The sequence below is a fragment of the Rhizobium sp. BK602 genome, assembly GCF_014195095.1.
Taxonomy (GTDB): Bacteria; Pseudomonadota; Alphaproteobacteria; order Rhizobiales; family Rhizobiaceae; genus Rhizobium.
This window is the reverse complement of the sequence record NZ_JACIBC010000002.1, coordinates 759,896-783,777: the sequence shown is the minus strand read 5'-3', so window position 1 is coordinate 783,777 and position 23,882 is coordinate 759,896. Positions and strand designations below refer to the sequence as shown.

The 23,882-nt window shown below is 61.6% G+C and carries 21 protein-coding genes; 10 read left to right on the top strand and 11 right to left on the bottom strand.

The window, feature by feature from the left end:
* The first annotated feature begins 46 nt into the window (after positions 1 to 46).
* The gene (locus FHX11_RS09375; protein WP_184357262.1) at positions 47 to 1,153 is read left to right on the top strand and encodes a TRAP transporter substrate-binding protein; all 1,107 of its coding nucleotides are present in this window, start codon (positions 47 to 49) and stop codon (positions 1,151 to 1,153) included.
* 75 nt (positions 1,154 to 1,228) lie between these two features.
* Here the strand turns inward: FHX11_RS09375 and FHX11_RS09370 are convergent, their stop codons facing one another.
* Together FHX11_RS09370 and FHX11_RS09365 are read right to left on the bottom strand one after the other, a co-directional pair.
* Positions 1,229 to 2,998: a TRAP transporter large permease subunit gene (locus FHX11_RS09370; RefSeq protein WP_184357260.1), complete on the bottom strand. Its 1,770-nt coding sequence runs from the start codon at positions 2,996 to 2,998 to the stop codon at positions 1,229 to 1,231.
* Entirely contained in the window at positions 2,998 to 3,573 is a 576-nt protein-coding gene (locus FHX11_RS09365) for a TRAP transporter small permease subunit (RefSeq protein ID WP_184357258.1), read from the bottom strand. The genes FHX11_RS09370 and FHX11_RS09365 overlap by 1 nt, the downstream gene beginning before the upstream one ends.
* A gap of 231 nt (positions 3,574 to 3,804) precedes the next feature.
* Between FHX11_RS09365 and FHX11_RS09360 the strand changes: the two genes are divergently transcribed.
* On the top strand, positions 3,805 to 4,728 hold the full coding sequence (locus tag FHX11_RS09360; RefSeq protein WP_184357256.1) for a Gfo/Idh/MocA family oxidoreductase: 924 nt from the start codon (positions 3,805 to 3,807) through the stop codon (positions 4,726 to 4,728).
* A 213-nt stretch (positions 4,729 to 4,941) separates the two neighbouring features.
* On the opposite strand, the gene FHX11_RS09355 is transcribed toward FHX11_RS09360, so the two are convergent.
* Positions 4,942 to 5,391, bottom strand: coding sequence for a DNA polymerase III subunit chi (locus tag FHX11_RS09355; RefSeq protein WP_184357254.1), 450 nt, complete (start codon positions 5,389 to 5,391; stop codon positions 4,942 to 4,944).
* A 31-nt stretch (positions 5,392 to 5,422) separates the two neighbouring features.
* A complete protein-coding gene (locus FHX11_RS09350) occupies positions 5,423 to 6,919 on the bottom strand; it encodes a leucyl aminopeptidase (RefSeq protein ID WP_184357253.1) in 1,497 nt (498 codons plus the stop codon).
* A 211-nt stretch (positions 6,920 to 7,130) separates the two neighbouring features.
* On the opposite strand from FHX11_RS09350, the gene FHX11_RS09345 reads away from it, so the two are divergent.
* From FHX11_RS09345 to rsmA, 7 genes are all read left to right on the top strand, one after another.
* Entirely contained in the window at positions 7,131 to 7,904 is a 774-nt protein-coding gene (locus FHX11_RS09345) for a phosphatase PAP2 family protein (RefSeq protein ID WP_281411587.1), read from the top strand.
* Positions 7,905 to 8,016: 112 nt separating this feature from the next.
* Entirely contained in the window at positions 8,017 to 9,195 is a 1,179-nt protein-coding gene (locus FHX11_RS09340; protein ID WP_184357251.1) for an LptF/LptG family permease, read from the top strand.
* Complete coding sequence (lptG, locus tag FHX11_RS09335) at positions 9,192 to 10,277, top strand: LPS export ABC transporter permease LptG (protein WP_184357249.1); 1,086 nt, start codon at positions 9,192 to 9,194, stop codon at positions 10,275 to 10,277. Before FHX11_RS09340 ends, lptG begins: the two co-directional genes overlap by 4 nt.
* The gene (locus FHX11_RS09330) at positions 10,278 to 12,656 is read left to right on the top strand and encodes an LPS-assembly protein LptD (RefSeq protein WP_184357246.1); all 2,379 of its coding nucleotides are present in this window, start codon (positions 10,278 to 10,280) and stop codon (positions 12,654 to 12,656) included.
* 263 nt (positions 12,657 to 12,919) lie between these two features.
* A complete protein-coding gene (locus FHX11_RS09325; protein WP_246780949.1) occupies positions 12,920 to 13,813 on the top strand; it encodes a peptidylprolyl isomerase in 894 nt (297 codons plus the stop codon).
* Between the two features lie 8 nt (positions 13,814 to 13,821).
* Complete coding sequence (pdxA, locus tag FHX11_RS09320) at positions 13,822 to 14,844, top strand: 4-hydroxythreonine-4-phosphate dehydrogenase PdxA (protein WP_184357242.1); 1,023 nt, start codon at positions 13,822 to 13,824, stop codon at positions 14,842 to 14,844.
* Entirely contained in the window at positions 14,844 to 15,674 is an 831-nt protein-coding gene (rsmA, locus tag FHX11_RS09315) for a 16S rRNA (adenine(1518)-N(6)/adenine(1519)-N(6))-dimethyltransferase RsmA (protein WP_184357240.1), read from the top strand. Before pdxA ends, rsmA begins: the two co-directional genes overlap by 1 nt.
* Positions 15,675 to 15,735: 61 nt before the next feature.
* On the opposite strand, the gene gmk is transcribed toward rsmA, so the two are convergent.
* The 7 genes from gmk to fabD all read right to left on the bottom strand — a co-directional run bounded on the left by gmk (position 15,736) and on the right by fabD (position 22,596).
* Positions 15,736 to 16,398 carry a guanylate kinase gene (gene gmk, locus FHX11_RS09310; protein WP_184357239.1) on the bottom strand — a complete coding sequence of 221 codons (663 nt, stop codon included), beginning with the start codon at positions 16,396 to 16,398 and terminating at the stop codon, positions 15,736 to 15,738.
* Between the two features lie 3 nt (positions 16,399 to 16,401).
* Positions 16,402 to 17,289 carry a YicC/YloC family endoribonuclease gene (locus FHX11_RS09305; protein WP_184357237.1) on the bottom strand — a complete coding sequence of 296 codons (888 nt, stop codon included), beginning with the start codon at positions 17,287 to 17,289 and terminating at the stop codon, positions 16,402 to 16,404.
* A gap of 202 nt (positions 17,290 to 17,491) precedes the next feature.
* Positions 17,492 to 18,709 carry an endolytic transglycosylase MltG gene (mltG, locus tag FHX11_RS09300; protein WP_348649692.1) on the bottom strand — a complete coding sequence of 406 codons (1,218 nt, stop codon included), beginning with the start codon at positions 18,707 to 18,709 and terminating at the stop codon, positions 17,492 to 17,494.
* Between the two features lie 221 nt (positions 18,710 to 18,930).
* Positions 18,931 to 20,193 (bottom strand): beta-ketoacyl-ACP synthase II, encoded by a 1,263-nt coding sequence (gene fabF / locus FHX11_RS09295; RefSeq protein ID WP_184357233.1) that lies wholly within the window; start codon positions 20,191 to 20,193, stop codon positions 18,931 to 18,933.
* Positions 20,194 to 20,304: 111 nt separating this feature from the next.
* Positions 20,305 to 20,541, bottom strand: coding sequence for an acyl carrier protein (locus FHX11_RS09290; RefSeq protein WP_184357231.1), 237 nt, complete (start codon positions 20,539 to 20,541; stop codon positions 20,305 to 20,307).
* Between the two features lie 289 nt (positions 20,542 to 20,830).
* A complete protein-coding gene (gene fabG, locus FHX11_RS09285) occupies positions 20,831 to 21,568 on the bottom strand; it encodes a 3-oxoacyl-[acyl-carrier-protein] reductase (RefSeq protein ID WP_184357229.1) in 738 nt (245 codons plus the stop codon).
* Between the two features lie 83 nt (positions 21,569 to 21,651).
* On the bottom strand, positions 21,652 to 22,596 hold the full coding sequence (gene fabD, locus FHX11_RS09280) for an ACP S-malonyltransferase (RefSeq protein WP_184357228.1): 945 nt from the start codon (positions 22,594 to 22,596) through the stop codon (positions 21,652 to 21,654).
* A 196-nt stretch (positions 22,597 to 22,792) separates the two neighbouring features.
* On the opposite strand from fabD, the gene FHX11_RS09275 reads away from it, so the two are divergent.
* On the top strand, positions 22,793 to 23,836 hold the full coding sequence (locus FHX11_RS09275) for an aldo/keto reductase (protein WP_184357226.1): 1,044 nt from the start codon (positions 22,793 to 22,795) through the stop codon (positions 23,834 to 23,836).
* Positions 23,837 to 23,882 lie beyond the last annotated feature (46 nt).

Genomic DNA, 23,882 nt, shown 5'->3' with positions numbered 1-23,882 from the left:
AAGAGCGGGCCTGCCCGCCTGCTCGTATCCAGGGGGGAGTAAATAGATGGATCGTCGTTCATTTCTGAGGAAAGCCGGCGTTGCCGGCGCGGGCTCGGTTGCGGCCGCTGCCCTTGCGGCTCCGGCCATCGCGCAAAGCAATCCGAAGATCAACTGGCGCCTGACCTCGTCGTTCCCGAAATCGCTCGACACGATCTATGGCGGTGCGGAAGTGCTGTCGAAATACGTTTCGGAAGCGACGGACGGCAACTTCACCATCCAGGTCTTTGCCGCCGGTGAAATCGTACCCGGTCTGCAGGCCGCCGATGCGACATCGGCCGGCACGGTGGAGGCCTGCCACACAGTCTCCTATTATTACTGGGGCAAGGACCCGGTCTGGGCGCTGGGTGCCGCCGTTCCCTTCGCGCTCAATGCCCGCGGCATGAATGCCTGGCAGTATCACGGCGGCGGCATCGATCTCTTCAACGAGTTCCTGGCGACGCAGGGGCTGATCGGTTTTCCCGGCGGCAATACCGGCGTGCAGATGGGCGGCTGGTTCCGCAAGGAAATCAACACGGTCGCCGATCTCAAGGGCCTGAAGATGCGCATCGGCGGCTTTGCCGGCAAGGTGGTGGAGCGCCTCGGCGTCGTGCCGCAGCAGATCGCCGGCGGCGACATCTATCCGGCCCTTGAAAAGGGCACGATCGACGCAGCCGAATGGGTCGGCCCCTATGACGACGAGAAGCTCGGCTTCTACAAGGTCGCTCCTTACTACTACTATCCCGGCTGGTGGGAAGGCGGCCCGACCGTGCATCTGATGTTCAACAAGTCGGCCTATGACGGCCTGCCGAAGGCCTATCAGTCGCTGCTGCGCACGGCTGCCCAGGCGACAGACGCCAACATGCTGCAGAAATACGATTACCTGAACCCGGCCGCCATCAAGCGCGTCGTCGCGGAGGGCGCCAAGCTGCGTCCGTTCAGCACCGAGATCATGAATGCCTGCTTCGACAAGGCCAATGAGGTCTATGCCGAAATGGAAGCCTCGAACCCGACCTTCAAGAAGATCTGGGAATCGATCAAGGCGTTCCGCGGCCAGCATTACCTCTATGCCCAGGTCGCCGAATACAGCTACGACGTCTACATGATGACGCAGCAGCGCGCCGGCAAGATTTGATCGCTGCGCAGCATTGAAATGGAAAACCCCGGAGCGGCGCTCCGGGGTTTCTTTTTGACTGAATGAGCCTGCCGCTCACTTGAACGACGGTGGCTGGCTGAGATCGTTGGCCGGAGGGGCGGCCTGCCCACCATTGCCCTGATCGGCCGGTTTGCTGTCCAGGGGACTGCCGCCCGGAAGCTGCAGGCCTGGCAGGCCGAGCCCACCACCATTGTCCTGGCCCGGCGCACCGAAGCCCGGCACCTCGATCTTGATCGTATTCGGATCGATGCCCGCGCCCGCGCCCTTGTAGTGCATGACCATCTGCGGGAACATGATCGTCAATGCCACCATCAGGACCTGAATGCCGACGAAGGGCACGGCCCCCCAATAGATCTGCCCCGTGGTGACCGGCGCGATCTTCTTGCCCGTCACCTTGTCGAGATAGGGCACCCGGGCGGCGACGGAGCGCAGATAGAACAGCGCGAAACCGAAGGGCGGATGCATGAAGCTCGTCTGCATGTTGACGCCGAGCAGCACGCCGAACCAGATGAGGTCGATGCCGAGCTTTTCGGCGGCCGGCGCCAGCAGCGGCACGATGATGAAGGCGAGCTCGAAGAAATCGAGGAAGAAGGCCAGCACGAAGACCAGCAGGTTGACGGCGATCAGAAAGCCGACCTCGCCACCTGGCAGCGACACCAGCAGATGTTCGACCCAGACGTGACCGTTGACGCCATAGAAGGTCAGCGAGAAGACGCGCGAGCCGATCAGGATGAACAGGACGAAGGCCGAAAGCCGGGTCGTCGAGGTCAGCGCCGAACGGACGACCTCCATGTTCAGCCGGCCCTTCGCCGCCGCCATGATCAGCGCGCCGACCGCCCCCATGGCGCCGCCTTCCGTTGGCGTGGCAATGCCGAGGAAGATGGTGCCGAGCACGAGGAAGATCAGCGCCAGAGGCGGGATCAGCACGATGATCACCTGCTGCGCCAGCCGCGACATGACGTTGAATTTCATCGTCTTGTCGATAACGGCAAGGGCATAGATGAAGATGACGCCGACGGTTGCGCCGAGAATATCGGCATTCTCGCCATAGATAGGCGTCAGGTAGACATGGGCGGCATAGGCAACGCCGGCGCAGATCAGCAACGCCACCAGCAGCGACGTGACGCCGGAACCGAGCGAACGCGCCTCCTTGGGCAGCGCCGGCATGGCGTTCGGCCGGACGATCGACATGATCAGCACGTAGAGCATATAGATGCCCGTCAGCACCAGGCCGGGAATCAGGGCGCCGGCATACATGTCGCCGACCGAGCGGCCGAGCTGGTCGGCCAGCACGATCAGCACCAGCGACGGCGGAATGATCTGCGCCAGCGTGCCCGAGGCGGCGATGACGCCGGAGGCGACCCGCCGGTCATAGCCGTAGCGCAGCATGATCGGCAGCGAAATCAGGCCCATGGCGATGACCGAGGCGGCGACGACGCCAGTGGTGGCGGCCAGAAGCGCACCGACGAAGATGACCGCATAGGCAAGACCGCCACGGATCGGCCCAAAGAGCTGGCCGACCGTGTCGAGCAGATCCTCGGCCATGCCGGAGCGTTCCAGCACGATGCCCATGAAGGTGAAGAAGGGGATCGCCAGCAGCGTGTCGTTGGACATGACGCCCCAGAAGCGATCCGGCAACGCGTTGAGCAGCGGCCAGGAGAGGTTGATCGAGCCGCCGGAATAGGGCGCCAGCTCGACGCCGATCCAGAAGAACAGCAGGCCGTTGGCGGCGAGCGCGAAGGCGACGGGATAGCCGATCAGCAGGAAGATGATCAGCGAAGCGAACATGATCGGAGCCATGTTCACGGCAATGAATTCAATCATCAGTGCGCCTCCCCTGCCGGAACATCGACATCGAGGGGCGCATGGGTCGCGACATGCGGAGTCGGATCGTCGATATCGCCGCGCATGACGGCAATCTTCTTGATGATTTCCGAGACGCCCTGCAGCGCCAGCAGGAAGAAGCCCGCCAGCAGCAGCGCCTTGCCCGGCCAGATGATCAAGCCACCGGCGCTCGCGGACACCTCGCCGGAGGCGAAGGACGCGCGGACATAGGGCACGAGGTCATAGACCATCAAAAGCACGAAGGGCATGAGGAACAGGCAATGGCCGAGAAGGTCGATCCAATGCTGAACGCGCCGCGACAGGGCGCCATAGACGATATCGATGCGGATATGCTCGTTCTGCCGCAGTGTATAGGCGGCGGCGAGCATGAAGGCAGCGCCGAACAGATACCACTGCGCTTCCAGCCAGGCATTCGACGAGATGTTGAATATCTTGCGGACGATCGCGTTTCCGGCGCTGACCAATACGGCAACCAGAATGAGCCAGGAGACCGACTTGCCGATGATCTCCGTCACATGATCTATGAGCCGGCTGATGCCGAGCAATGCTTTCATGATTTTCCCCCCCGCGGCAGTTTCTTCCCAGGATCCTTTCGCCGCGCACAGGCAGAGTGCCGATTTCACGCTGTGAATCAAGAGCGTAAGCTGGTTTTCCAAGTGTGATGACGGCAAGGCGAACGCCGTGCGGCTTCAGATTGGCGTCGTATTTGCGCTGCCCGCCCTTGCCCGCCGGTGGCGTTCTGATAAAAGACCATTCCAATAATCATACTAATCGAGAGACACCCCATGTCCCCCATCAACCTCGCTATCGTCGGCGTCGGCAAGATCGTCCGCGACCAGCATCTTCCGTCCATCGTCAGCAATGCGGACTTCAAGCTGGTCGCGACCGCAAGCCGCCACGGTACGGTCGAGGGCATTCCCGCCTTCACGACCATCGAGGCCATGCTGGACGCCGTTCCCGAGATCGATGCCGTCTCGCTCTGCATGCCGCCGCAATATCGCTACGAGGCGGCTTACAAGGCGCTGCAGGCCGGCAAGCATGTCTTCCTGGAAAAGCCGCCGGGCGCGACGCTGAGCGAAGTCGCCGATCTTGACGCCCTTGCCAAAGCTAAGGGCCTCTCCCTGTTCGCAAGCTGGCATTCGCGCTATGCGCCGGCCGTCGAAGCCGCGAAAACCTTTCTCGCCGGCACGACGATCAACAGCGTGCATGTCATCTGGAAGGAAGATGTGCGCCATTGGCATCCGAACCAAGATTGGATCTGGCAGGCGGGCGGGCTTGGCGTTTTCGATCCGGGCATCAACGCGCTGTCGATCGTCACCCATATCCTGCCTCCGCTCTTCCTGACCGGCGCCGTATTGGAATTCCCCGAAAACCGCGATTCGCCGATCGCCGCCGACCTGCACTTCAAGAGCGGCCAGGGGCTGCCGGTTCGTGCCGAATTCGACTGGCGCCAGACCGGCAAGCAGAGCTGGGACATCGTGGCCGAAACCGCGGCGGGCCAGATGGTGCTCGCCGAGGGCGGCTCCAAGCTCTCCGTCAACGGCACGCTGACCTTCTCCGCCCCCGAGGCGGAATATCCCTCGCTCTATCGCCGTTTCGCTGAAATCGTCAAAGCCGGCACGTCGGATGTCGATGTTTCTCCGCTGCGCCATGTCGCCGACGCCTTCATGCTCGGCAAGCGCAAGTTCGTCGAGGCGTTTCACGACTGAGGCAACGAAACGAGGCGCGTTCGCTATGAGTGCGCCTTCCGTACAGCGCTATCGAGGCTGCCCCGTGGCCACCACGGCAAGTAGAAGGCGAGCGATTGAACGCTGCTGCGGCTGATTTTGCGACTAGGCGCAAAATCAGCCCTCATGCTGAGGAGGTCCGAAGGACCGTCTCGAAACACGAGGGCGGGTGGCGGAATGAATGGTCAAGAGCCATCACGCCTTCCTCTCCCAGCGCCCATCCTGGGTCTGCTGCCAATAGGTGAGGCTATGCCCCTCGCCTTTCAGCTTCTTCCATTGCGCGCGGGCGCCTTCCAGTTGTTCCTGGTCGTAACCGTCGAACATGAAGACGATGCGGTCGTAAGTCTCGATATCGGAAGCTTCGGCGCCATCCACGAAGAAACGCACGCTGGCCTTGTTCGGATTATCCGGCGAGATCGTCAGAAGCACGGGCTGCCTGTCCGGCATCTCGCCTTCGTCCGTGCCATGCGGCAGAAAACTGTCCTCGCGATAGGTCCACAGATGCGCGTCGAGAAGATCGCGCCGCGCCGGCTCGCGCGTCTGGACAGCGACCTGCCAGCCGCGCTCGACGCTTTTGTCGATCAGCGGCGGCAGGGCGTCTTCGAGCTTCGATTCCGTCAGGTGATAGAAGAGAACGTCGGTCATACCGGTCTTCTATCTCAAAGAGCCACGCAGGTCACGATTCGTAGTTCTCACGCACGAGTTCGTCGAGCAGGCGCACGCCGAAGCCTGAGCCCCAGGACTGGTTGATCTCGTCCTGGGTCGACCCCATCGCGGTGCCGGCGATATCGAGATGCGCCCAGGGCGTTTCCTGCACGAAACGCTTGAGGAACTGCGCGGCGGTAATCGAGCCGGCATAACGACCGCCGGTGTTCTTCATGTCGGCGAACTTGCTGTCGATCATCTTGTCATAGTCCTTGCCGAGCGGCATGCGCCACAAGCGTTCATTGGTGACAAGGCCGGCGGCGGTGAGCTGGTTGGCCAGCGTATCGTTGTTGCTGAAGAGACCGGCCTGGAGATTGCCGAGCGCGACGAGGATCGCACCCGTCAGCGTCGCCAGATTGATCATGAACTGCGGCTTGAAACGATCATTGGTGTACCAGAGCGCATCGCAGAGCACGAGCCGGCCCTCGGCATCGGTATTGATCACCTCGATGGTCTGGCCCGACATGGAGGTGACGATATCACCCGGACGCTGGGCATTGCCGTCAGGCATGTTCTCCACCAGACCGATGACGCCGATGGCGTTGACCTTGGCCTTGCGAGCGGCGAGCGTGTGCATCAGGCCGGTGACAGCCGCCGCCCCGCCCATGTCGCCCTTCATGTCCTCCATCCCGGCGGCCGGCTTGATGGAAATACCGCCGGTGTCGAAGACGACACCCTTGCCGATGAAGGCGAGCGGCTTCTCCTTCGACTTGCCGCCTTTCCATTGCATGATCACCAACCTCGGCGGGCGCACGGATCCCTGGGCCACGCCGAGCAGCGCGCCCATGCCGAGCCGGCGCATCTCGCGCTCCGTCAGGATCTCCACCTCGACACCGAGCTTTTCCAGCGCCTTGGCCTTGGCGGCGAATTCGACCGGACCGAGCACATTCGGCGGCTCGTTGACCAGATCGCGGGCCAGGATGACACCATCGGCAATTGCCTCGGAGGCGGCGAAGAGCTTCTTGGCGGCCGTGACGTTCGCGGTGACGATGGTGACCTTCACGGCCTTTTGGGCGCCATTCTTGTCTTCGTCATCACCCTTCTTCGTCTTGTAGGTGTCGAAGCTATAGGCCCGCAGCAGCATGCCGAGCGCAAAATCGGCGGCGGCCTTGCCGTCGCCCTCGACGCCGGGCACGTCGATGAAGATCGTGACTTTATCGACATTGCGGATCTTGGCCGCCGCGCCACCCCCGAGCTTCAGCCAATCATGCGCGTTGAGCTCCTTCGCCTTGCCGGTGCCGATGACGATGATCCGCTCGACGGGCGAGCCTTCCGGGGCGACGATATCGAGGCTCGCCAGACCCTTGGCCGTGAAACGGGCGATGCGTGCCGCCTTGGCAAAGACATTCGCCGGATCGGCGCTTGCGGCGCCTGCCGGCAATTCACTGTCCGTGTCCTTGAGGAGAATGGCCAGGCCTCCATTGAGGCGAACCGATTTGGCGAAGGAAATCTCAAATTTCACAGACATCTCTGCTCCGATAAATATGCGCAGTACAATGGGAATTTCAGAGCTTCATCATTCAAGGTTTCCCCATCGAATACAAGCTTTTGGCGAGACATTCCGTGCAGAAGCATCATCCGCGGTCTTCAAATCGCTGTCATCTATCGCGGCTAATCTCATGGCGCATGCGCCGCGTGCCGCCGTCTCGATGGCGTGGATCATTCGTCGGAACGCCATCTTGATCATCGATTCCAGCAGCTTCGGTCGCCAGGAGCGTTTTCCCGAGATCCTGCGGCCGCGCACGGCGGGCGATGCTTTCGTCGCACTCTTCTGTTCCTGGTGGATATTGCTCGGGCTGTTTTCGATTTTTCCACAGCTCGACCTTGCCGTCGCCAAGATGTTCTTCGTGCCGGCGCAATGTCTTGCCTTCGCCAAGCCCAGCCAGATCTGCGGCGCCTTTCCCTATAGCGACGATCCGCATATGCGCTTCCTAAGGGAGGTCTTCTTCCAGCTTCCCTATGTCGTCGCGGCCATCCTCTGCTGGATGCTCACGCATTGCTGGCAGCAGCACGGCGCGACCTTCAAGACGCTGAGAGCCCGCAATCTCAAGGTCGCGCTCGGCTCCCTGCTTCTCGGTCCGGTGCTGATCGTCAATCTCTGGCTCAAGGCCTTTTCGGGCCGGCCGCGGCCAAGGCAGACCGATCTTTTCGGCGGCACGCTCGATTTCGTCCACGCCGGCTCCTTCGCCGGCAAATGCGCGAGCAATTGCTCCTTCATCTCCGGCGAAGCCGCGGCCGCCGGCTGGCTGTTCTGTCTGATCTTCATCATTCCGCAGCCGGCGCGAACGGCCCTTGCCCCGCCGATCGCGGTCGTTTCGATCCTGATCCCCGCCCTGAGGGTGGCCTTCGGCGGCCACTATCTGTCGGATGCCGTTCTCGGCTGGCTCTCTTCCCTTGTCATATTCTCGGCATTGCTCGCCCTATCCCAAACGACACACCCCAGAAGAATCTGAGAAAATTAACGAATTTTTTGCCGGTGGGTTGTCGCCAAAAAAACGCAAACAGCGTAGAGGAGGATGAATCTCTGCCGGCTCGTCCGGCGGAGTGTTGCGTTTAAGGGCCGGCATGAAGTTATTCGAAACATATATCGTACGGCGTGTCGGCATGATGTTCCTGGTAGCCCTGCTACCGGTGCTCGCCATCATCTGGACGACCCAGGTGCTGCAGCGCATCAACCTGGTGACCGACAGCGGCCAGTCGATCGGTTCGTTCGCCAAGCTCGCGACCCTTATTCTGCCGACCATCATTCCCGTGGTGCTGCCGTTCGCGCTGGTCATCGGCATCACGCAGACCCTGACCGCGATGAACAATGATTCGGAGCTGACCGTCATGGAGGCGGCAGGCGCGAAGCGTAGCATCATCATCCGCCCGATCATGATTCTCGCCATAGCGATCAGCGTCTTCTCCTTCCTCGTTGACAATATGGTGGAGCCGAAGGCCCGCGTCGCCGCCCGGCAGATGGTTGCCGAAGCCTATGCCGACCTGCTGTCCACCGTGATCGAGGAAAAGAATTTCCGACGCATCGAAGACGGGCTTTACGTGCAGATCACGCAGCGCATGTCGGGGCGAATCCTGAAGGGCCTCTTCGTGGTGGATTCGCGCGATCCCGCGTTCGATCTCATCTATTATGCCAAGGAAGGCGCGGTCGATCCGGGCGGTTCGTCGCTCCTGATGAAAGACGGAGAAGTTCACCGCAAAACGGCGGATGGCAACGTCTCCGTCATCAAGTTCGATTCCTATTCCTTCGATCTGTCCGACATGACGCAGAATCGCGGCCAGCCGACGCTGCGCGCCGGCGACCGCAGCCTGGGCTTCCTGCTCGATCCGGACCCGAACGACCCGGATTATAAAACCAAATCCAGCGGTTATCGCGCCGAGCTGCACCGGCGTCTCACCGATTGGGCGCTGCCGGCCATCTTTGCCTTGATCTCCCTGGTGATCGCCGGTGACGCGCGCTCCCATCGCGAGGCGCGGCTGCATCCCATGGCTTCGGCGATGACCATCGCCTTCGCCTTGCGCTGGGCGGATTTCTACGCGGCCAACCAGATCGAGACCGCGCCCTATTTCATCGGCATCCTCTATGGGATCAACATCGCGGTCGCGCTGATTTCGATCTTCCTGCTGTTCAGGAACCGCAGAATGTCCATGCCGGCATCCATCCGCAATCGCTTCGGAGCCTGGCGCCAGAAGCTTCAGGACCGTATGCCGACGATACCCGGCAGCTCGAACGGGGGCGGCGCATGATCTTCAGCACGCTCGGCCGCTATTTCTTCGTCCGCTATATCGTCACGACGCTCTGGTTTCTTCTCGGCGTCATCTCGATCGTCTATCTCGTCGATTTCAGCGAAACCGCGGGCCGGCTTGCCGGGCTTCCCGGATATTCGGTCAAGATCGGCCTGTTGATGACGGCGGTCCGCCTGCCCTTCATCCTGCAGCAGACGGTGCCGTTCATCGCCCTCTTCGTCGGCATGACCGTGCTGATCGCGCTCAACCGCCGCCGCGAACTGGTGATCGCGCGCGCGGCCGGCATTTCCGTCTGGCAATTCATGACGCCCTTCGTGATCGGCGCCTTTCTTGTGGGTCTGGCCACCATGCTCGCCCTCAATCCGATCGCGGCGTGGGGTCAGCGGCAGGCGGAAACGATCGAGGCCGATCTGCGCGGCGACCCGTCCTATCGCAATACACTTTCGATTCCGTGGCTGCGCCAATCGAATGGCAAAGACGACATCATCATTGGCGCCAAGGCCGTTCTGGACAACGGCACCACGCTGATGAACGTCGTGTTTATCCACTTCGATTCACAGGGAAATATCACTCTGCGGCAGGATGCCCAGTCGGCAAAATTGGAAGATGGTTACTGGCTTCTTAACAATGTCGTCGAGCGCAGCCCCGGCGAAATCCCGGCGCACAAGAGCACGACGCAAGTTCGTACGAATCTGAAACAGGATTTCGTCTCCGAGCGCCTCGCGCAGCCGGAAACCATTGCTTTTTATGATCTTTCTAATCGAATCGCGATTGCAAAGTCCTTCGGCATCTCGACAAAGGCCCTTGAAACGCAATTTCACTCGCTGCTGTCGCAGCCATTCCTTTTGGTGGCAATGACGCTGATAGCAGCAACCGTGTCCCTAAAATTCAGTAGATTCAACCAATCGCGTTCCGTGATTCTGGGTGGAATCCTCTCAGGCTTCGTGCTTTATGTTGTCACCGTGCTTGTAAAGGCATTCGGGAGCAGCGGAGTGGTTCCTCCCTTCGTGGCGACATGGATACCCGTGATCGTCGCATTGGCATTCGGAGCAACGATCCTGCTTCATCAGGAGGACGGCTAAGTGGCGGCAGGCAACCGCAAGAGTATTAGGAAGTTTGTGGCTGCCCTGGTTACGGGCACGGCCGCATGCGCATATGTCATGAGCCCGGTTGCGGTTTACGCCCAGGCCAACAATAACAACAATGGCGGCGCCGGTGCAGCGACCGCCCCGATCAAGGTCAATGTTCCGGAAGGCTCCAAGCTGGTCCTTTCGTCCAACGAACTGGTCTACAACAAGGATACGCAGATCGTCACCGCCACCGGTGCCGTTCAGATCAACTATGGCGGCTACAAGATGGTCGCCCAGAAAGTTGAATATAATCAGAAGAGTGGCCGGATGACGGCTCTCGGCAATGTCGAGCTGATCAGCCCGGACGGCAACCGCATGTACGGTGACAAAATGGATGTCACCGACAGCTTCTCCGACGGTTTCGTCAATGCCTTGCGCATTGAAATGCCTGACAATACCCGCCTCGCCGCCGAAAAGGGCGAGCGTGTCGGCGGAACGCAGATGATTCTGACCAAGGGCGTCTACACCGCCTGTCAGGCCTGCTCCGAACAAGGCCGCGCGCCGCTGTGGCAGGTCAAGGCGCAGCGCGTGGTGCAAAATGGCGTTACGCATACCGTCCGCCTCGAGCATGCGCGGTTCGAGCTGTTCGGTCAGCCGATCGCCTACATTCCGTGGATCACGGTTCCCGACAACACGGTGAAGCGCAAATCCGGCTTCCTGTTCCCCTCGGCGAGCATTTCACAGCATCTCGGCTTCGGTCTGAAGGTACCCTATTATTACGTGATCTCGCCGAGCATGGACGCGACCATCAGCGCCACCGGCTACACGAACCAGGGCCTGCTGCTCGAAGGTGAATTCCGCCAGCGGCTTGAGAACGGCACGCATGTTCTGCGCATTGCCGGGATCAATCAGATGGATCCGGGGGCGTTTACCGCCGGCACCAGCGACGCCGAGCACAAGGCTCGCGGCATGATCGCCTCGAAGGCCGATTTCAAAATCAATCCACGCTGGACGTTCGGCTGGGATGTCATGGTGCAGAGCGACAACAACTTCTCGCGCACCTATGGGCTGGATGGCCTCAACCAGAGCACGCATACCAGCCAAGCCTACCTGACGGGTCTCGGCAAGCGCAATTATTTCGATATGCGCGCCTTCTATTACGACGTCCAGGACACCGATAATAACAGCACCGCCGAGAAACAGCAGGCGGTCGTCTATCCGAGCGTCGACTATCATTACGTCGACCCGAACTCCGTCTATGGCGGCGAGCTGTCGGCGACCGTAAACTTCACGCATCTGTCGCGTGACAAGGCCTCCGTGCTCGACAACGTCAATAGCCTTGGCGACTCCAGCCTGAACGATCGCTTCCTCGGTCTTTCCGGAAACTATACCCGCCTCAGCACGGAACTGCAGTGGCAGCGTACCTTCACCACCGATCAAGGTCTGGTGCTGACGCCGCTGGCTGCCGCCCGCGGCGATGTCTACGGCCTGGGCATGGATGCGCCTAGCGGCGACTATTCGGGCAATTACGACACCAGCGACTACGCCACGCGCGGCATGGTGACGGCCGGCCTCGAGGCCAAGTACCCGTTCCTCATCACGACAAGCAACAGCACGCATGTGTTCGAGCCGATCGCGCAGCTCTATGTGCGCCCGGACGAGCAGCTTGCCGGACGCCTGCCGAACGAGGATGCGCAGAGCTTCGTCTTCGATGCGACCAACCTGTTCGATCGCGACAAGTTCTCCGGCTTCGACCGCGTCGAGGGCGGCACGCGCGCCAATTTGGGCTGGCGCTACACGGGCAGCTTCGACAATGGCTACAAGTTGCAGCATATTTTCGGGCAATCCTTCCAGCTTGCCGGCCGCAACTCCTTCGCCTCCACCGACCTTGCCGGCGTCGGCGCGGATTCGGGGCTTGAAACCACCCGTTCCGACTATGTGACGATGTTCGGCATCACGACGCCGCAAGGCATCTCGCTGTCGACGTCCTATCGCTTCGACGAGAAGGATTTCGCCTTCCGCCGCGGCGATACTTCGCTCGGCTTCTCCAACGATGTCTTCCAGACTTCGCTGACCTACACCCATATTGCCGCCCAGCCGCAATATGGCTTCACGTCGGACCAGGACGAAATCCAGTCGCGCGCCCAGATCAAGTTCAAGGAATATTGGTCGGTCTTCGGGACGATCAACTACGACATCAACAACAGCGAGATTACGCGCCAGGGTGTCGGTCTTTCCTACGAGGACGAGTGCACGATCTTCAGCATTTCCTTCCTGAACAAGAAGGATTCGACGGACGCATCGGCCAGCGACTGGTCGGTCGGCGCGCGGCTGACATTCCGCACACTCGGCGACGTCAATCTGGGCAACACCCAGGATGCGACGTTCTGATCGATCAAGCTCAAACAAAGGGCCGGCCTCCAAGCCGGCCCTTTTGTTTTGAAACCTGTGGTCATTACTTTCGCGTCATTGTTTCGCCGCAAGGATTTTGCAATTCGTCGTGCTTGTTGTAGACATATGGCCCAAAATTGCCGTATTGCGCCAATGGCGTCCCAATGTGATGCAGTGCGGGTAAGGACTTTGGGAAGGGGTAATTGATGTTCTCTGGAAAGACACCGATGCGCGCTGTGCTATTCGGGGCCGCGGCGTTGGTCATGGCCACATTCGCCGTGCCGAGCAGCGATGTTGCCTTTGCGGCAAGCGAAGTAAGGGTTGTCGTCAACAATTCGGCGATCACCTCGGGCGATATCGCCAAACGCGTCAACTTCCTGAAATTGCAGCGCCAGAAGGGCGACCTCAACAAGCTGGCGCAGGAGCAGCTTATCGACGAGACGCTGAAGCGCGCGGAAATCGCCCGCGTGCGCATGTCGGTCTCGACGACGGACGTCGACAACGCCTTCAACCGCTTTGCCGCCAGCAACAAGATGTCGCCGCAGCAGCTGAGCCAGATCCTCGACAAGATGGGCGTCGGCGTCGATCACTTCAAATCCTATATCGCCATCTCCATGAGCTGGCCGCGCGTCGTCAATGCTCGCTTCGGTTCGGGCAACAGCAATCGCCTGTCGAATGACGACCTCGTGACGCGCATGACGGAAAACAAGGCGAAGCCGGTCACCACGGAATACTTCCTGAAGCAGGTGATCTTCGTCGTCCCGTCCGCCAAGCGCAACGCGATCCTCAACAAGCGCAAGGCCGAGGCGGATGCCTCGCGTTCGAAATTCCCGGGCTGCGACCAGGCGAAAGTCTTCGCCGCGACGATGCATGACGTCTCCATACAGGATCTCGGCCGCGTGCTGGCCCCCGATCTGCCGGAGATCTGGAAGCCGCTGCTCGAAAAAGCCCAGGGCAATACGACCAGCTCTGTCGTGACCGATCGCGGCGTCGAATATGTCGCCATCTGCTCGCAGCGTCAGGTGAATGACGACGTTGCCGCCGCCGCCGTCTTCCGCGCGGAAGATCTCGGCAAGGCCAATGCCCAGGGCGTCAGCGCCAACGACAAGAAGTATGTGGACGAACTGCGCTCCAAGGCGCAGATCCTCTATCGCTGATTGCCGCGATGCCGCAGCGCCCTTCCCGCCCCCTGGCGCTCACGCAGGGGGACCCCGCAGGTATCGGACCTGACATCACGCTCGCCGCCTGGCTCCGCCGCGGCGAGCTTGGTTTGAAGCCCTTTCTCTTTCTCGGTGATCCCGATGTGCTTGGGGCACGAGCCCGGCAACTGAAGCTGGATGTGCCCCTGCGGCAAGCCGACCCATCGACCGCCAGCAGGATTTTCGCGGACGCCTTGCCGGTGCAGCCCATAGCTGCCGGCGTGCAGGTCGTCGCCGGAGAGCCACAAGTCGCCACCGCCAAGGGAACGATCGCGGCAATCGAGACGGCGGTCGCACTCAGCATGAGCGGTGCCGCCGCTGCCGTCGTCACCAATCCGATTGCCAAATCGGTGCTTTACGATGCCGGCTTCGGCTTTCCCGGCCATACGGAGTTCCTCGCCGATCTCGCAACGCGCGCGACGGGTAAGCCGGTCATGCCTGTGATGCTGCTGGCCGGACCGAAGCTGCGCGCCATCCCCGTCACCATTCATATCCCGCTAAAGGACGTGCCCGGCGCGCTGACGACCGATCTCATCGTCGAGACCTGCAGGATCACCGATCACGATCTCAGGACCCGCTTCGGCATCGCCAGACCGCGGCTGGCAATCGCCGGCCTCAATCCGCATGCCGGCGAGAACGGCGCGCTCGGCAAGGAAGACGCGGAAATCATCCATCCGGCAATCGAAATACTGCGCAAGGATGGCATCGACGCCGTCGGCCCCCTTCCCGCCGACACCATGTTCCATGACGATGCACGCCGCCGCTATGACGTGGCCATCTGCATGTATCATGATCAGGCCTTGATCCCCGCCAAGGCGCTCGGTTTCGACGATTCCGTCAATGTGACGCTCGGCCTGCCCTTTGTCCGGACATCGCCGGACCATGGTACGGCCTTCGGCATCGCCGGCAAGGGCATCGCCAAGGAGGACAGCCTCGTGGCCGCGCTCAAGCTGGCAAGCGAGATCAGCAAGACGGGAAGCAATCACTGATGGCCGCTCTTGACGGACTGCCGCCGCTTCGCGACGTGATCCAGCGCCATGGCCTGGATGCGCGCAAGGCGCTCGGCCAGAACTTCCTGCTCGATCTCAACCTGACACAGAAGGTCGCCCGCACCGCCGGTTCGCTGGAAGGCGTTACCGTCTTCGAAGTCGGCCCAGGCCCGGGCGGATTGACGCGCGCCATCCTGGCGCTCGGCGCCGCCAAGGTCATCGCCGTGGAGCGCGACGCGCGCTGCCTGCCGGCGCTTGCCGAAATCGCCGATCATTATCCCGGCCGGCTCGAGGTCATCGAAGGCGACGCGCTGAAGGTGGATTTTGCCGCGATGGCGCCGCCGGAGAGCCCGGTCAAGATCATCGCCAACCTGCCCTACAATGTCGGCACGCAACTGCTGGTGAACTGGCTGCTGCCGGACCGCTGGCCGCCCTTCTGGCAATCGCTGACGCTGATGTTCCAGAAGGAAGTCGGACAGCGGATCATTGCAGGCGAGGATGACGACCATTATGGCCGCCTCGGCGTTCTCTGTGGCTGGCGCACGAAGGCTCACATGGCCTTCGACATCTCACCTCAGGCCTTCACGCCGCCGCCGAAGGTCACCTCGACGGTCGTGCATCTGACGCCCAGGGAAAACCCGATCCCCTGCGCCGTCGACAAGCTGGAAAAAGTGACGCAGGCCGCCTTCGGCCAGCGCCGGAAGATGCTGCGGCAGAGCCTGAAGCCCCTTGGCGGCGAGACGCTGCTGCACAAGGCCGATATCGACCCGCAACGGCGGGCCGAAACGCTCTCCGTCGAGGAATTCTGCCGGCTGGCGAATTGCCTCTGAGAATCGGAAGTTTCCGGCCGGACAGGAGTTTCCGGTCGGACCGGAAGTTTCCGGTCGGGAATTAGAGCTGCGGCGTTTCTTCCAGAAGGCCACGCACGAAATCGAACATGCCGTGGCGGCGGTCGCGGCGCAGGCGCTCGGCCTTGACGATCGACTGCACCGCATCGAAGGCAGCATTCAGGTCGTCGTTGATGATGACATAGTCATATTCGCGCCAATGACCGATCTCGGAGCGGGAATTGGCAAGCCGGGTGGCGATCACCTCTTCCGAATCCTCGGCGCGGCGGTGCAGGCGCGATTGCAGCTCCGTCATCGTCGGCGGCAGGACGAAGATGGAGACGACGTCGGCGGGCATCTTCTCCTGAAGCTGTTGCGCCCCCTGCCAGTCGATGTCGAACAGCATGTCGCGGCCTTCGGCCATCGCCGTTTCCACCGGCTCGCGCGGCGTGCCGTAGAAATTGCCATGCACTTCGGCCCATTCCAGGAGGGAATCGGAATCGCGAAGGCGCTCGAACTCGCGCTGCGACACGAAATGATAGTGAACGCCGGCGATCTCGCTCGGTCGGCGCTGGCGCGTCGTGACGCTGACGGACAGACCGACCTGCTTGTCGGTGTCGAGCAGCGTGCGCGCGATGGTCGATTTGCCGGCGCCCGAGGGCGAGGAAATGGCAAGCATCAGCCCCCGGCGGGCAATCGGAATGGATGTGGATGTCGCCGGCTTCATGGCCTACTCCAGATTCTGGACCTGTTCACGGAACTGGTCGATGACTACTTTCAATTCGATCCCGGCGGCCGTGACGGCCGCCGCATTGGATTTCGAACAGATTGTATTCGATTCCCGGTTAAATTCCTGTGCAAGAAAATCGAGCTTGCGTCCGACGGGGCCGCCCTTGGCGATCAGATCGCGGGCGGCGGCCACATGCGCCTTCAGCCGGTCGATCTCCTCGCGCAGGTCCGCCCTAGTGGCGATCAGCGCCGCTTCGGCATGCAGCCGGTCGCGATCGAGGCCGGCCGCGCCGTCGAGCAGCAGGGCAAGCTGCGCCGATAGCTTCGCGGCGATCTCCTGCGGCGAACGCGATGGATCGCGCTCCACCGCCACGGTCAGCGCCTCGATCGTCGCGACATGGCCGAGCAGGATCTCGCCGAGCGCCCGCCCCTCCTGCTTGCGCATCTCGGCAAGATCGCCAAGCGCTGCGTCAAGGCCGGCAATGATGTCGGCATCGAGCGTGGCGAGTGCCTCCTCGCTCTCCTCGGCTTCCTTGAACTCCACGATACCACGAATGCCGAGAAGCGTATCCAGCCGCAGCGGCGCCGGATCGATGACGCCGGCAAGCTGATTGCGCAAGGCCAGCACCGTTGCCAGCGCATTCTGATTGACGACGGCTTCGACGCGGCTTTCGTCGAAGGATACGGAAAGGCCGACCTGCAGGTTGCCGCGCGTGAAGCGATCGGCGATCCGCTTGCGCGCATCGGTCTCCAGACGCTCCAGGCCGGGCGGCAAGCGCAGGCGGGCATCCAGCCCCTTGCCGTTGACCGATCGCAATTCCCATGCCCAGCGACAGCGCCCGCTCGTTCCTTCACGCCGGGCAAAACCGGTCATGGACTGCAATGCCATGCAAGCCTCCGATAATTCCAAAACGCTTCAGCACCTCGCCGAAACGCTCCATCCAATTGTCTTTACGCATTCCGGGCGGAAAACCGCTGCGCGGCTTTCCGGGAATTGCTTTGGTCCCTCATTCGCCGAGACTCGGCCAATTGCGGACGAATATAAAGTGAGTCCGTCCGTGCGTCCCTACGAAAGCACAGGATGACAAGGATCAGTTCGTCTTCTTCTTTTGCTGCGGGGCCGAAGTCGGGGTAGCGGCGGCGCCGTCATCCGGCTGCCCGTCGACGGCGATCGCGCTCGGATCTCCGCCCTTCTCGGCAACCAGCTTGCGCCAGCGCCGGACATTGGCATTGTGATCTTCCAGCGTCGCGGCAAAGACGTGGCCGCCCGTGCCGTCGGCGACGAAGTAAAGATCCTGCGTCTTCCAGGGATTGGCGACGGCTTCCAGCGCATCCCGGCCCGGATTGGCGATCGGCGTGGGCGGCAGGCCCTTGATGATATAGGTGTTGTAGGCCGTCTCTTTCTTCAGGTCCGATTGGTAGATCGGACGGTCGGCCGGCTTTCCGTCGCCGCCGAAGAGGCCGTAGATGATCGTCGGATCGGACTGCAGGCGCATGCCCTTGCCGAGGCGATTGAGGAAGACGGAGGCGACATGGGCGCGCTCATCCGCAAGGCCCGTCTCCTTCTCGACGATCGAAGCGAGCGTGACGAATTCCTGCTTGCCGGCCAGCGACAGGTTCGGATCGCGCTTCTCCCAGATCTGGTCGACCAGCTTTTCCTGAGCCGCCGCCATCTGCTGAACGATCTCGGTGCGCTTGGTGCCGCGGGTAAACTTGTAGGTATCGGGGCGCAGGCTGCCTTCCTGCGGCAGCGCCGACGGCAGATCGCCTTCCAGCACCGTGTCGGCTTCGAGCTTGTTGAAGATCTGACGCACCGTCAGCCCTTCCGGCAAGGTCACCGAATAGAGGATCGACTTGCCGGACTTCAGCAATTCCATGATGTCCTTCATGGAAGCGCCGGCCTTGATCTCGTATTCGCCGGAGCGCAGCGTCTCGCCATTGCGCAGATAGGTGGTGGTCAGCCAGCGGAAGATGCGCGGATCGGAGATGATATTGTTGGATTCGAGCCGGGTGGCGATCTCGTTGAGGCTCGCGCCATTGCGCACGATGAAATTGGTATTGGTCGTCAGCGGACCGGGGCTCTGATAGATCGAGATGGCGTAATAGGCGCCGATGACCGCGACGGCGACGACGAAGACCGCCAGCGTCATCAGGAAATTCAGGAAGATCACCATCTGGCTGCGGGCTTTTCGCGAGCGCTTCGGCGGATCGGGAACGCGCTCCGGACGCAGGGCTTCGCTGGCCGATTTCGGGATGATCGGCCCCTTCTGCCCGTTCGGAGTTCCGTTGCTCTGATTCGTATCGCTCACCGGCAATCCCTTCCTCTTGTCGTTGCCTGCTCTTTGGCCAAGCAATGCGGCAAAAAACAGGTTCAGGAGATAAAGCGGAGCTCGAGGGAGCTCCGCCTTCGACCGATCAGACATTACCGCGATGCGCCTCCGGGAGACGCGAAAAACGCGCGGCAACAATCAAGGATGGCGCATGGCCTTGCCGGAAGGCAACGTCCGCCTTCCGAATCTACGCGCAGTTATTATGCCTGATAGCGCCGCAGGACAAGCGACGCGTTCGTGCCGCCAAAGCCGAAAGAATTCGACAGGGCGACGTTGATGTCCCGCTTGCGGGCCTTGTGGGGAACGAGATCGATGGCCGTTTCCCGCTCCGGATTGTCGAGGTTCAGCGTCGGCGGCGCGATGTTGTCGCGAATGGCGAGCGCGGAGAAGATCGCCTCGATCGCGCCGGCGGCACCGAGCAGATGGCCGGTCGCCGACTTGGTCGAAGACATGGAAATCTTCGATGCGGCATCGCCCACCAGCCGCTCGACGGCGCCGAGCTCGATCGTATCGGCCATGGTCGACGTGCCATGCGCATTGATATAGTCGACATCCGCCGGCGTCAGGCCAGCACGCTTCAGGGCCGATGTCATGCAGCGGAATGCACCCTCGCCGTCCGAGGACGGAGCGGTGATATGATAGGCGTCGCCGGACAGGCCATACCCGACCACCTCAGCATAGATCTTGGCGCCGCGCGCCTTGGCGTGCTCCAGCTCTTCCAGAACGACGATGCCGGCACCCTCGCCCATGACGAAACCGTCGCGGTCGCGGTCATAGGGGCGCGAGGCCTTCTGCGGGGTGTCGTTATATTCCGTCGACAGCGCCTTGCAGGCGGCAAAGCCGGCGAGCGAGATGCGGCAGACCGGGGCTTCGGCACCACCGGCGACCATGACGTCGGCATCGCCGAGCATGATCAGGCGAGCGGCATCGCCGATCGCATGCGCGCCGGTGGAACAGGCCGTGACGACCGCATGGTTCGGACCGCGCAGCTTATGGCGGATCGAAACCTGGCCGGAAACGAGATTGATGAGACGTCCGGGAATGAAGAAGGGCGAAATGCGCCGCGGCCCCTTGTCGCGCAGCGTATAGCCGGCCTCGACAATGCCCTCCAGGCCGCCGATGCCCGAACCGATCATGACGCCGGTCGCGATCTGGTCCTCATCCGAGGTCGGATGCCAGCCGGCATCGGCCAGCGCCATGTCGGCCGCTGCCATGCCATAGATGATGAAAGGATCGACCTTGCGCTGTTCCTTCGGCTCCATCCAGTCGTCGGCATTGAACGTGCCGTCACTGCCGTCGCCGACCGGAACGCGGCAGGCGATCTTCGCGGGAAGGTCTTCGACCTCGAATTCCGTCACGAGACGCGCGCCGTTGTGGCCGGCGATCAAGCGCGACCAGGACACTTCCGTGCCACAGCCCAAAGGTGATACCATGCCGGTACCCGTGATAACGACACGTCTCATCGCCCGCAGACCCCCGTCCTCTTATGCCATGCGTATGAATAGAATGCGTCCGACCCGGCCGGACGAAATAGGGCGGACTCCGAGAGCCCGCCCCTTACAAAGCGCAAATGATTAGGCCTGGGCCTTTTCAATGAACTTTACCGCGTCGCCGACGGTCAGGATCGAGTCGGCAGCGTCATCGGGAATTTCAACGCCGAATTCTTCTTCGAAAGCCATGACCAGTTCGACGGTGTCGAGCGAGTCCGCACCCAGGTCGTCGATGAAGCTGGCGCTTTCAACAACCTTGTCGGCTTCGACGCCAAGATGATCAATAACAATTTTCTTTACGCGTTCTGCGATATCGCTCATGTCGGTTTCCTCGACCTATGTCTTGATCGGAATGCCGTGTGACATCCCTACCCTGTTCAAAGCCCGCAACACCCCTATTGGCGCCGCCGGCAAATCTGTTCAACCCCGCCCTGAGATCCGGCCCAGCCGCCTTACACGCGGCCCGGTCCGTCTGCATTTTCGGGACGACTGTTCACAGTCATGGCCCGCTTAACACGGTTTAAGTCCGTCGCAAAGCCAGAAAATGGCGGGTTCCGCGTTGCTCAACATGCTATTGGAGGGAAAGTTCCCGCCAATGGACTTTTCCTTTTCAGATCATCGCCATGCCGCCATTGACGTGAATCGTCTGGCCGGTGACGTAGCTTGCTTCCGACGAAGCCAGATAAGCAACGGCCGAGGCGATCTCGGCGCCGTTGCCCATGCGCCGCATGGGAATGGCTCCCATGATCGCTTCCTTCTGCTTGTCGTTCAGCTTGCCGGTCATCGCGCTCTCGATGAAGCCGGGCGCGACGCAATTGACCGTCACGTTGCGGGTGGCGATCTCCTGCGCCAGCGACTTGGTGAAGCCGATCATGCCGGCCTTGGCGGCACAATAATTGGCCTGTCCGGGATTGCCGGTGACGCCGACGACGGAGGTGATGTTGATGATGCGGCCATAGCGGCGGCGCATCATCGGATGGGTCAGTTCCCGCGTGAGAAGGAAGACCGAGGTAAGGTCGACCTCCAGTACGTTGTCCCAATCCTCGTCGCTCATGCGCACGAAAAGGCCATCCTTGGTGATGCCGGCATTGTTGACCAGGATGTCGACGCCACCGAGTTCCTCTTCCGCCTTGGCGCCGAGCGCCTTCACTTCGTCGCGATTGGAAAGGTTGGCCGGGAAGATCTTGACGCGATCGCCAAGCTCGGCGGCTAGCGCCTCGAGCTTTTCGACACGCGTGCCGTGAAGGCCGACGATGGCGCCCTGCTTATGCAAGAGCCTTGCGATCTCTTCGCCGATACCGCCGGACGAGCCGGTTACCAGGGCCTTGCGGCCGGTCAAATCAAGCATTTGGTGTCCCTCGTTCCTGAATGTCTACTTGCATGAACCCGCTCTTCGCTGGAAAACCGCTCCATGCCTTTCCGCATCATGCTCTAGCCGAGCAGGCTTACGAGCGCGGCATCGATATCGGCGGCCGTATTCACCGCAATGCCGTTCACCGATTTGTCGATACGCCGGGCAAGCCCGGTCAACACCTTGCCGGCGCCGATCTCATACAATGTCGTCACATCATGGGCGGCGAACCATTCCACCGTCTCGCGCCAGCGCACCTGGCCCGTGACCTGCTCCACCAGCAGCTTCACGATTTCCGCGGCGTCGGTCACCGGCGCGGCGCGGACATTGGCGATGACCGGCACGACCGGATTGGACTTCGCAACATCGGCAAGGGCCGCGCGCATCGCCTCGGCGGCGGGCGCCATCAGGGCGGAATGGAAGGGAGCAGAGACCGGCAACAGGATGGCACGCTTGGCGCCCTTGGCCGTTGCAAGCTCGGCCGCCTTCTCGACTGCCGCCTTCTCGCCGGAAATGACGATCTGGCCGCCGCCATTGTCGTTGGCGATCTGGCAGGCGCCGAGGACCGACGCCTCCGTGCAGACCGCGACGACATCGGCATGTTCGAGGCCGATGATCGCGGCCATGGCGCCGACGCCGACCGGAACCGCCGCCTGCATGGCATTGCCACGAATGCGCAACAGCCGCGCCGTATCGGCCAGCGAGAAGGTGCCGGCGGCACAGAGCGCCGAATATTCGCCGAGCGAGTGGCCGGCGACATAGGAGACCTTGCTCTTCAGGTCGAGACCGCGCGCCTGAAGCACACGGATGACGGCAATGGACACCGCCATCAGTGCCGGCTGGGCATTGGCCGTCAGCGTCAGCTTGTCTTCCGGACCATTGAAGATGACGTCGGACAGCTTTTCACCGAGCGCTTCATCGACTTCCTCGAAAACGGCGCGCGCTTCGGCGAAATTGTCGGCGAGGTCCTTGCCCATGCCGACGGTCTGGCTGCCTTGGCCGGGAAATGTGAAAGCTACAGTCATTATAGAATGCTCCCTTTGGGGGTCGTTTCGCTTCCCATTGACATTGTTTGCGGTGGAGTCAATAGCGCAAAGCCCATAGCCACCGGCTTTTGCGCCTGCGAAATGAGACGATTTTCTTCTTGCGCTCGCTCAATTCACGCCTAAATTGCTCGATCCCTCCCACAGAGATTTTCCCGTTACCGGCAAGGGTTTTCCCATGAACTATAAGAATTTAGGCCGCACCGACATTTCCGTTTCGCAGATCTGCCTGGGCACGATGACCTGGGGGACGCAGAACAGCGAGGCCGAGGCGCACGAGCAGATGGATTATGCCCTGCACAAGGGTGTCAATTTCTTCGATACCGCCGAAATGTATCCGACGACGCCGGTCGGCGCGGAGACTCAAGGACGCACCGAGGAATATATCGGCACCTGGTTCGAAAAGACCGGCAAGCGCAAGGACGTCGTGCTCGCCACCAAAGTCGCCGGTCCCGGCCGCGACTATCTGCGCGGCGGACAGGGGGCGGATGCCGCCAATATCCGCGCCGCGATCGACGCCAGCCTGAAGCGGCTGAAGACCGACTATATCGATCTCTATCAGGTGCATTGGCCGAACCGCGGCCATTTCCACTTCCGCCAGAACTGGCGTTACAATCCTTTCACCCAGGACCGCGAAAAGACCATCGCCAACATCACCGACATCCTCGAGACGATGGGCGAACTGGTGAAGGCCGGCAAGATCCGCGCCATCGGCCTTTCCAACGAAACCACCTGGGGCATACAGAAATATCTGACGATTGCCGAACAGAAGGGCCTGCCGCGCGTCGTCACGACGCAGAACGAATACAACCTCCTCTACCGGCATTTCGATCTCGATCTCGCCGAACTGTCGCATCACGAAGATGTCGGCCTGCTCGCCTATTCGCCGCTCGCCGCCGGCCTGCTCACCGGCAAATATGTCGGCGGCGCGCGCCCGGCCGGCTCGCGCGGCTCGATCAATGCGGATCTCGGCGGGAGGCTGCAGCCGCTGCAGGAAGCGCCGGTGAAGGCCTATCTGGAGATCGCTGCCAAATACCACCTCGATCCGGCCAAGCTGGCGATCGCCTATTGCCTCACCAAGCCCTTCATGACCTCGGTCATCATCGGCGCGACCACGGCCGCCCAGCTCGAAACCGATATCGCCGCGGCCGACGTGACGCTGCCGCAGGAAGCCATCGCCGAGATCGAGGCGGTCCATCGGCTTTATCCGCTGCCGATTTGATAGCAGCCGAAAGCGCCTTGCTCCGCGCGGGCAAGGCGCCCCCATA

What these genes read in the sequence shown, in the direction of transcription:
- FHX11_RS09375 (WP_184357262.1), top strand. Translation starts at nt 47, where the DNA reads ATGGATCGTCGTTCATTTCTGAGGAAAGCCGGCGTTGCCGGCGCGGGC.
- FHX11_RS09370 (WP_184357260.1), bottom strand. Translation starts at nt 2,998, where the DNA reads ATGATTGAATTCATTGCCGTGAACATGGCTCCGATCATGTTCGCTTCG.
- FHX11_RS09365 (WP_184357258.1), bottom strand. Translation starts at nt 3,573, where the DNA reads ATGAAAGCATTGCTCGGCATCAGCCGGCTCATAGATCATGTGACGGAG.
- FHX11_RS09360 (WP_184357256.1), top strand. Translation starts at nt 3,805, where the DNA reads ATGTCCCCCATCAACCTCGCTATCGTCGGCGTCGGCAAGATCGTCCGC.
- FHX11_RS09355 (WP_184357254.1), bottom strand. Translation starts at nt 5,391, where the DNA reads ATGACCGACGTTCTCTTCTATCACCTGACGGAATCGAAGCTCGAAGAC.
- FHX11_RS09350 (WP_184357253.1), bottom strand. Translation starts at nt 6,919, where the DNA reads ATGTCTGTGAAATTTGAGATTTCCTTCGCCAAATCGGTTCGCCTCAAT.
- FHX11_RS09340 (WP_184357251.1), top strand. Translation starts at nt 8,017, where the DNA reads ATGAAGTTATTCGAAACATATATCGTACGGCGTGTCGGCATGATGTTC.
- lptG (WP_184357249.1), top strand. Translation starts at nt 9,192, where the DNA reads ATGATCTTCAGCACGCTCGGCCGCTATTTCTTCGTCCGCTATATCGTC.
- FHX11_RS09325 (WP_246780949.1), top strand. Translation starts at nt 12,920, where the DNA reads ATGGCCACATTCGCCGTGCCGAGCAGCGATGTTGCCTTTGCGGCAAGC.
- pdxA (WP_184357242.1), top strand. Translation starts at nt 13,822, where the DNA reads ATGCCGCAGCGCCCTTCCCGCCCCCTGGCGCTCACGCAGGGGGACCCC.
- rsmA (WP_184357240.1), top strand. Translation starts at nt 14,844, where the DNA reads ATGGCCGCTCTTGACGGACTGCCGCCGCTTCGCGACGTGATCCAGCGC.
- gmk (WP_184357239.1), bottom strand. Translation starts at nt 16,398, where the DNA reads ATGAAGCCGGCGACATCCACATCCATTCCGATTGCCCGCCGGGGGCTG.
- FHX11_RS09305 (WP_184357237.1), bottom strand. Translation starts at nt 17,289, where the DNA reads ATGGCATTGCAGTCCATGACCGGTTTTGCCCGGCGTGAAGGAACGAGC.
- fabF (WP_184357233.1), bottom strand. Translation starts at nt 20,193, where the DNA reads ATGAGACGTGTCGTTATCACGGGTACCGGCATGGTATCACCTTTGGGC.
- FHX11_RS09290 (WP_184357231.1), bottom strand. Translation starts at nt 20,541, where the DNA reads ATGAGCGATATCGCAGAACGCGTAAAGAAAATTGTTATTGATCATCTT.
- fabG (WP_184357229.1), bottom strand. Translation starts at nt 21,568, where the DNA reads ATGCTTGATTTGACCGGCCGCAAGGCCCTGGTAACCGGCTCGTCCGGC.
- fabD (WP_184357228.1), bottom strand. Translation starts at nt 22,596, where the DNA reads ATGACTGTAGCTTTCACATTTCCCGGCCAAGGCAGCCAGACCGTCGGC.
- FHX11_RS09275 (WP_184357226.1), top strand. Translation starts at nt 22,793, where the DNA reads ATGAACTATAAGAATTTAGGCCGCACCGACATTTCCGTTTCGCAGATC.